This is a genomic window from Microcoleus sp. B9-D4 (assembly GCF_036705105.1).
In the GTDB taxonomy this organism is placed as follows: domain Bacteria; phylum Cyanobacteriota; class Cyanobacteriia; order Cyanobacteriales; family Microcoleaceae; genus Microcoleus.
The window spans coordinates 1-8,044 of record NZ_JAUBTS010000120.1; the positions used below are offsets into that span (position 1 = coordinate 1).

Here is an 8,044-nt window from a genome sequence, read left to right on the forward strand (position 1 = left end):
CCGTCCAAAAAGGACGGGCGGGACGCCCATCCCACAATAACAATTAAAATTGTAAGTTATTTAATTCGCGATCCTTATCGGGAAGCGCACCTTACTTTTAAGTTGGTAATAGAAGAGAATATGTGGGCTGTATATCGAGAGCAACTTTGGCAACAACAACCAAATTTAACTGTATTAATAGTTGGTGATGAACCACCCCTACAGTTATTGACGAGTCTTTAAACCGACTTGATAGCGGGCCTTTAAAGGTTTTTGTCTACAGTTTGTCATTTAAATTTTTCCTCTTTTTTTCCGCTCTGTTTGGGGCGGTTTTTTTTATGGTAAATTTAGGGAAGCTGCAAACAAGGAGAATAGTTATATGTCTGTTCAACTTCAAAAACGGTTATTTACAGTAAAAGAATATCATTTGATGACTGAGGCGGGTATTCTCTCAGAGGGCGATCGGGTAGAACTCATAGAAGGAGAGATTGTTAAAATGGCTGCAATTGGTACTCGTCACGCAAGTTCTGTTAAGCGTCTCACCAGGCGCTTCAGCCTCATTCCAGAAGATCGGGCCACTCTGGGTGTCCAAGACCCTATCCAGTTGACTGAGCGCACTGAACCTCAACCGGACGTTGTATTGCTGCAACCTCGTGCTGATTACTACGCCACAGCCCATCCAGTACCGTCTGAAGTTTTGCTGCTAGTTGAAGTTTCAAATAGTACGGTTGATTATGATAGAGATGTGAAAGGATCGATTTACGCGCGATCGCTAATTCAGGAAGTTTTGCTGGTAGATTTAGTTGAAAATTGTTTGGAAGTCTACCGTCAGCCAGGCCCGAACGGTTATAGTTTAATGCTCAAGTTTTGGCGCGGTCAACAAGTTGCGCCGCTGGCTTTTCCCGATTTAGAAGTGAGCGTTGATTTTATATTGGGTTAGGCGGATTTTTTGATGATTAAATTTTACTGATTTACCGGGGGATTGTAATTCGCCAAATTTCCCTTCTTCCTTCTTCTTTATACTATAATAAGTTGGATTACTCAAATCAGCGCAAGTGTTATGACTATTGCCAAATCATTTGAATTGGAAGTCACGCATCTCCCAGACCACACTGAATTACCAGAGTCGGACGGTACTTTTGTGAAAAAATTTCAAGAACTTCCTCAAAGCATTATTCTCACTGATTCACTCCGACCAATTTTGCAACGAATTCATCCTGACGGACGCTATCGCATCGGTCAAGACTGTGGGATTTATTGGCGTTTAACTGAGCCACTAGAACGCGGTGCCGAAGCGCCCGATTGGTTTTATGTGCCGAATGTTCCCCCACTATTAAATGGCGAGGTGCGACGTTCTTATGTATTGTGGAAAGAATACGTTGCACCGCTGATTGTTTTGAAATTTGTGTCGGGGAACGGTGCAGAAGAGCGAGATAGAACGCCGCCACCAGAACCCGGTCAAGCCGAAGAACAAAGGGTGGGAAAATTTTGGGTTTACGAACAGGCGATTCGCGTGCCTTACTACGGCATTTATGAAGTCAAAAAAGCTGCTGTAGAAATGTATCACTTAGAAGATAATTGCTATCAGCGCATGAGTGTAAATGAGCGCGGCCGTTATCCGATTCCCCAGCTTGGAGTTGAGTTGGGAATTTGGCAAGGTGAATATGATGAGATGAATTTACCTTGGTTGCGTTGGTGGGATAGTGAAGGGAATTTGCTGTTAATTGGAGAGGAACGTGCGGCAGAAGAACACCTGCGGGCCGAACGAGAAAGCCTTCGGGCACAACAAGAAAGCCTTCGGGCACAACAAGAAAGCCTTCGCGCGGAGGAAGAAAAACAACGCGCCGATCGCCTAGCAGCCAAATTGCGCGAAATGGGGATTAATCCTGATGATGTGTGATTGTTTTTATGTTGTTAAATGGGGTGCGATTTCCTTGGGGATAGCTTCGCTGGCGTGTACTTTTTAAACAGCAGAAATATCAGAAGTCAGGAAAGGTCGATCGCACTTTCGATCTCCTCACCCCATTGTTTATATTAAGATTTCCTTAATTGCTTTCATTTGGTACAGAAATCGGTGATACAATCAACAGCTTAGCTAGGGGTGCCCGAATATCCGGGCTGAGAAAACACCCTTAGAACCTGAGTCTGGGTAATACCAGCGGAGGGAAGCTGTTTATCAAGGAAATTAAATATGCGTACCGAATGGATCGCTAAGCGTAGCGGGCACACCAATGTATCTCAAATGCACTACGCCCGCCAAGGTGTAATTACTGAGGAAATGCACTTTGTTGCGAAGCGAGAGAATCTCCCGCCAGAACTTATCCGCGCCGAAGTAGCGCGGGGAAGGATGATTATTCCCGCTAATATCAATCACACGAATTTGGAACCGATGGCGATCGGCATTGCGTCTAAATGCAAAGTAAATGCTAATATCGGTGCATCTCCCAACTCTTCCAATATGGAAGAAGAAGTTGACAAGCTTAAACTAGCAGTTAAATACGGCGCTGATACCGTGATGGACTTGTCCACCGGCGGCGGCAATTTGGATGAAATTCGCACTACGATTATCAAAGCTTCACCGGTGCCGATCGGTACTGTACCCATTTACCAAGCACTAGAAAGCGTTCATGGTAATATGGAAAGTCTGACGCCGAATGACTTTCTTCACATCATTGACAAACACGCTCAACAAGGTGTTGATTACCAAACTATTCACGCCGGAATTTTGATTGAGCATTTGCCGTTAGTAAAAAATAGACTAACTGGGATTGTCTCTCGCGGCGGCGGCATTTTGGCGCGGTGGATGCTGCATCACCACAAACAAAATCCCCTCTACACTCACTTTAACGACATCATTGAAATCTTCAAAAAATACGATGTTTCGTTTAGTTTGGGAGATTCTTTGCGCCCCGGTTGCACTCACGATGCGTCGGATGATGCTCAATTAGCTGAACTCAAAACTTTGGGACAATTAACTCGCAAAGCTTGGGAACATGATGTGCAGGTAATGGTGGAAGGCCCAGGCCACGTTCCGATGGATCAAATTGAGTTTAATGTCAAGAAACAAATGGAGGAATGTTCCGAAGCACCCTTCTATGTTTTGGGGCCGTTGGTGACAGATATTGCGCCTGGATACGACCACATTACCTCAGCAATTGGGGCGGCGATGGCTGGTTGGTACGGTACTGCAATGCTGTGTTACGTGACGCCGAAGGAACACTTAGGATTGCCGAATGCTGAGGATGTCCGAAACGGGCTGATTGCTTACAAAATCGCGGCTCACGCTGCAGATATTGCACGGGGCCGTCCGGGTGCGCGCGATCGCGATGATGAACTCTCGAAAGCGCGTTACAATTTCGATTGGAACCGTCAATTTGAGCTGTCATTAGATCCAGAACGGGCCAAGGAATATCACGACGAAACTTTGCCGGCAGATATCTACAAAACTGCTGAATTCTGTTCAATGTGTGGGCCTAAGTTCTGTCCGATGCAGACTAAGGTTGATGCCGATGCTTTGACAGAATTAGAGAAGTTTTTGGCTAAGGAACCTGTAGCCCAAAGCTAATTGGATTAATTCGTAGGGTGGGCATTGCCCACCTTACTTAATGGTAAAGCTGTTTCGTTTCTTGTGGGGCGGGCAGCCTGCCCGCTCAAAAGTAGGGTGCTGATGGCGCACCTTACTTAAGGTTATATTAAAAGGAGTTTCCGAAAAGGAGAATTGCGATGTCCGTTCAACTTCAAAAACGCCTTTTTACGGTGAAAGAATATCATTTAATGGGTGAGACAGGGATTCTTTCTGAAGCTGAGCGCGTCGAACTCATTGAAGGAGAAATTATTCAAATGGCTGCTATTGGAACTCGTCACGCAACTGCTGTGAGACGACTTAACCGACTTTTTCACCGATTACCAGAAGATAGAGTTATTGTTGATGTCCAAAACCCTGTTTTGTTAAGCGAACGTACTGAACCGCAACCTGATGTAGTATTGCTCCAATTTCGCGATGATGATTACGAGACAGCACATCCAGTTCCCTCAGAAGTGTTACTTTTGGTAGAAGTCGCTGACAGTACAGTGGATAATGACAGAAATATCAAAATTCCTATTTATGCCCGATCGCTCATTCAAGAGGTTTGGCTGGTTAATTTAGTGGAAAACAGCTTGGAAGTTTACCGCCAGCCAACACCAAACGGTTATAGTTTAATACTAAACTTCTACCCTGGTCAAGAGGTGGCACCGATCGCATTTCCTGATTTTACAGTCAATGTGGATTTGATATTGAGTGCGGGCGATCGCACTTCCTCAACCGCAGAACAATAAATTTGCTGCTTGATGCTGATTAAACTGCATTTTTCAAAGGCCCTTGCTTTCCAGAGGATAAGCACTTCTGGATTACTTCTAGACCAACAGATTCAACCACATTAATACTTACCAAGATATTTATTACCATGCTCTGCCTGGTAACGAGAAATTTTCAATTTGTAGGGTGCGTTAACGCCGTGTAACGCACCGCCAGCCTCATGCACCATTTTAGCTAGGTAAAAGATTTACCTGGATATGTTAACTTGCGCTGTCTGTTGACACGTTGAAAGAATGCGGCGATCGTTTGAGCTAATTGTGCGGATAGAATGCAGATTTGTTAGCTGAGTATTGATTTCAAGTGTTTGAATTTTTCCGGCTGAGATTGCCTTCCCGTACAGTGTATTTCCCTCAATTTTACCAGTGAAGCACGCAAAGTCCGATCGCGGCGCGTAGATTGCACCAACGACGCGATCGTCCTGGCGTTGAAACACGATATAGTTTTGAAGAACTTGGTTGGGCTGTGGCGAATCTCCGTACAGGTAAATACCATCTGGCAAAGCAGCAACATTAGTCTTAGATGGATTTTGTTGTGCTTGAAGCGGTTGTTGCTGAATGCCAACACCAATTAGTGTCAGAGGACAAATAAAGGCTGTTGCCAGTAGTTTCCATTTCCTTTTAATAGATGCAGGTAAAATCATTACTGCTTCTCCTTGCGCGTCATCTAACATTTTAAAACATTCTTCTCTAGTTAATATCTCACTCAGGTTATAATTTCGATCTGCTAAAATAGGCCTATTGGTAGAGACTCTCCACCTGAAAGCTTGCGCTTGTTTAGCATGGAAAACTTTATTTTCCCTTGTCCTCCAAGTGCCTGAGCTGATTTTGATAAAATTAGAGCAGACATAGTTTCTAATCCCACCCCAGAAAACACCGATCTAACCTTGATGCCGATGCTTTGGCGGAATTAGATAATTTTTTGGCTAAGGAACCTGTAGCGCAAAGCTAGTTGCTAGGGTGAGCGGAAACACTCCGCCCACCCTTCCCAATTCACCAGGCGCTAACTTTTTGTTTGGTAGAGAACAAAACATTCTGGATAACTTCTAGAGCAACAGCTTTAACTACATTAATACTTACACTATTACCCAGTTGATGATAAGCTTTATCATCATTAGGATGCAGAATAAAACTATCGGCAAAACCTTGTAACCGCGCCGCCTCGCGGGGAGTAATCCTGCGGACTCGGTTATGAGAGTAAACTCCTAATCTATTAGCATCACTGGCAACAATTGTTACAGAAATTTTCTGCGGATCGAGAAATTTATAGACTTCAAAGGAAAAGTTACCGGATACAGGTTTGTATTGATTGTTGTTCCGTTGCAGGTACTTTTTTGTTACCAAGGAATCAAGGATTTCATCGAGATTGGGATGAGCAAAAAAAGTAGCTATTTGCTCTTTAGTTAATAGCTTGCCATCTTGGTCAGCTCCAAATTCTTTATTGCGCCTTTTCAATATAAAAAGATTCATTAATTCAATTTCGTCTAAACTGCACTCGCCTCGCAAACCCAGTTCCCAAGAATGAATCGAATTGCCGCCGCGATAGTCAATTAGCCGCCTACCGTGCAGTAGGCTGAAATCATTGTTAACTATTTGTTTCAAGGCATTAACAAATTCTGGCGAACAATCATATTTTGGATCGGGATTGTCTTCCAAGATATCTGCAACTGTGACAGGTTGACTTAACGGGGAAAATAACGATAGCTGTTGATGACTAGAGGAATGCGAATCTTTTGGGCCTAAGTCGGAAATTAGCTTAAATTGGGGCGAAGCATTTAAAATTCCTACTAGGTAAACTCGGACACGGTTCTGAGGTAAACTAAAGTTAGAGCTGTTGAGCAAAAAATAATCGAAGCTGTAACCTCGGCTTTTGATTTCGCCCTTAATAGTTTCGAGGGTTCTGCCGCCGTCGTGGCTGACAAGCCCCCGCACGTTCTCGAAAATAAATGCTTGAGGTTTAAAGGTATCAATTAACCTTGCAATCTCAAAAAATAGGGTGCCTCTGGTGTCTCCAAAGCCCTCTTTTTTGCCAGCATAGGAGAAAGACTGACAAGGAAATCCCGCGAGTAAAATTTCATGTTCAGGCAGTTTGTCAATTAATCGGATGTCGCCTAAAGGTGTGTCGGCAAAGTTTTTCTGGTAAACTAATTGAGCGTCGGGATTGATTTCGCTGCTTAATACGCATTCTGTTTCCATATTTAAGGAACGAGCGGCGGATTCAAACCCTAATCTCATGCCGCCTATTCCTGAGAATAAGTCAATAAAACGGATGGTTTTCATAGCCTTAAACTCGCTGGTTAAGATTGATATCTTACACCATTGTTAACATGAGGTAGAGCTAAAATATCTGCGTTACCAAGTTCTACCTGGTAACGAAGGAAATCGCACAAACTGCTATTTCTTGCTACTAATCCATTCCTTAAGATCCTGAATGGTAAAAATGGCTTGAAAATCCAATCCCGCCTCGCGATATAATTCCCCTCCACCTTGCTCTCTATCAATCAGAGACAAAATACGATCGACTTTATAACCAGCCGCCCGCAGCCTTTCCACCGCCTGCATCGCCGACTTACCCGTCGTCACCACATCCTCCAAAACCGCCACATTCGTCCCCTCTGGCAACAGCGGCCCCTCAATATAAGCCATTGTCCCGTGTCCCTTCGTCTCCTTTCTGACAATTAGCGCCGGAATCGATCGACCTTCCAGAGCCGAAACCACACTCACAGCAGTTACAATCGGGTCAGCACCCAAAGTCAAACCGCCCACGGCTTGCACATCCGACGACAGCATCGACAACAACAAACGTCCCGTTGCCAAAGCACCTTCAGCGTGCAGCGTCACCGGTTTGCAGTTAATGTAATAAGAACTTTTCTGCCCCGAAGACAGCACAAAATCGCCTTCGCGATAGGCAAACTCGCACAACAAATCCAGAAGTCGATCGCGCAACACCTTTAAATCCGCAGCATTCATAACTCACACCGTGTAAAAAACACTAATAATCCGTCGATAACCAGTTTATAGTGGAATCGGAATTAATTAAGGAGGCCCAAATATATGAGTCAAAAGTTAAAAAGCCTGAGCGGCGCGTTGATTCTCGCTGTCGCCTCTGTCGCGCTGGCATACGTCAAACCAGCTCAAGCACAAACAGAGCGATTTCATCCAATTGCCGACGACTTCAACCGACAATTTTTTCAAGCTTCAGGAGACTTTTACCACAACGTCAGCTTGCAAGGTTACTTTGGGGACTATTTAGGCATCGGTTCCCCCAGCGGCGTCGTTGCCTTTCCCGAAAAAGAAATCGAGCGGGATTCCAGTCGCGTCAACGGCCTCTACCGACGAATAATGCAGCGGCAAGTTTCCAGCGACCCGATTCTCCGCGTCCCAGATGCAGTTAATCCCTTCGATGCCTCAGTCATGGCACTGCCTGCAGCTTGCCAGCTAGCACCTCAACCAAGCGGCTGTTTCCCTACTCCCGCCGGACTCCAAGATCAGTTTACACTTCCAACACAGCAGCAAAATTCACCGACTGATGCAGGGCCCGTTAGAGGACTTTATCAAGTATCGCCCCCTAGCAAAAATTAATCGATCGACAGTTGCGAGTTTTGAGCCGAGGCGGGTTTACTAAATCTTGGATTTGTATTTTAGGAATGAGAATTAAATAACTTCCACAAGTTTGTGGGATGGGCGTCCCGCCCGTCCAAAAAGGACGGGC

General features: G+C 44.8%; 9 protein-coding genes and 1 riboswitch. Of the genes, 6 read left to right on the forward strand and 3 right to left on the reverse strand.

Annotated elements, in window-relative coordinates; genetic code table 11:
• From QUB24_RS32495 to QUB24_RS32515, 5 genes are all read left to right on the forward strand, one after another.
• The coding region (locus tag QUB24_RS32495; RefSeq protein ID WP_333157660.1) for a hypothetical protein at positions 1–222 on the forward strand (222 nt) is incomplete at its 5' end.
• A 136-nt stretch (positions 223–358) separates the two neighbouring features.
• Positions 359–919: a Uma2 family endonuclease gene (locus QUB24_RS32500; protein WP_333157662.1), complete on the forward strand. Its 561-nt coding sequence runs from the start codon at positions 359–361 to the stop codon at positions 917–919.
• Between the two features lie 120 nt (positions 920–1,039).
• On the forward strand, positions 1,040–1,879 hold the full coding sequence (locus tag QUB24_RS32505) for a Uma2 family endonuclease (protein WP_333157663.1): 840 nt from the start codon (positions 1,040–1,042) through the stop codon (positions 1,877–1,879).
• 187 nt (positions 1,880–2,066) lie between these two features.
• Positions 2,067–2,163: riboswitch (TPP riboswitch) on the forward strand.
• A gap of 7 nt (positions 2,164–2,170) precedes the next feature.
• Positions 2,171–3,544, forward strand: a complete 1,374-nt coding sequence (gene thiC / locus QUB24_RS32510; RefSeq protein WP_333157664.1) for a phosphomethylpyrimidine synthase ThiC — start codon at positions 2,171–2,173, stop codon at positions 3,542–3,544.
• Between the two features lie 158 nt (positions 3,545–3,702).
• Positions 3,703–4,296 carry a Uma2 family endonuclease gene (locus tag QUB24_RS32515; protein ID WP_333157666.1) on the forward strand — a complete coding sequence of 198 codons (594 nt, stop codon included), beginning with the start codon at positions 3,703–3,705 and terminating at the stop codon, positions 4,294–4,296.
• A 227-nt stretch (positions 4,297–4,523) separates the two neighbouring features.
• Here QUB24_RS32515 and QUB24_RS32520 read toward each other — a convergent pair whose 3' ends face one another.
• The 3 genes from QUB24_RS32520 to pyrE form a co-directional block, all read right to left on the reverse strand.
• Positions 4,524–5,006, reverse strand: a complete 483-nt coding sequence (locus QUB24_RS32520) for a hypothetical protein (RefSeq protein WP_333157667.1) — start codon at positions 5,004–5,006, stop codon at positions 4,524–4,526.
• Positions 5,007–5,325: 319 nt separating this feature from the next.
• Positions 5,326–6,612, reverse strand: a complete 1,287-nt coding sequence (gene dcm / locus QUB24_RS32525) for a DNA (cytosine-5-)-methyltransferase (protein ID WP_333157669.1) — start codon at positions 6,610–6,612, stop codon at positions 5,326–5,328.
• A 114-nt stretch (positions 6,613–6,726) separates the two neighbouring features.
• Positions 6,727–7,302, reverse strand: a complete 576-nt coding sequence (gene pyrE / locus QUB24_RS32530) for an orotate phosphoribosyltransferase (protein ID WP_333157671.1) — start codon at positions 7,300–7,302, stop codon at positions 6,727–6,729.
• Between the two features lie 84 nt (positions 7,303–7,386).
• Between pyrE and QUB24_RS32535 the strand changes: the two genes are divergently transcribed.
• Positions 7,387–7,914, forward strand: coding sequence for a hypothetical protein (locus QUB24_RS32535; RefSeq protein ID WP_333157672.1), 528 nt, complete (start codon positions 7,387–7,389; stop codon positions 7,912–7,914).
• Positions 7,915–8,044: the final 130 nt, after the last annotated feature.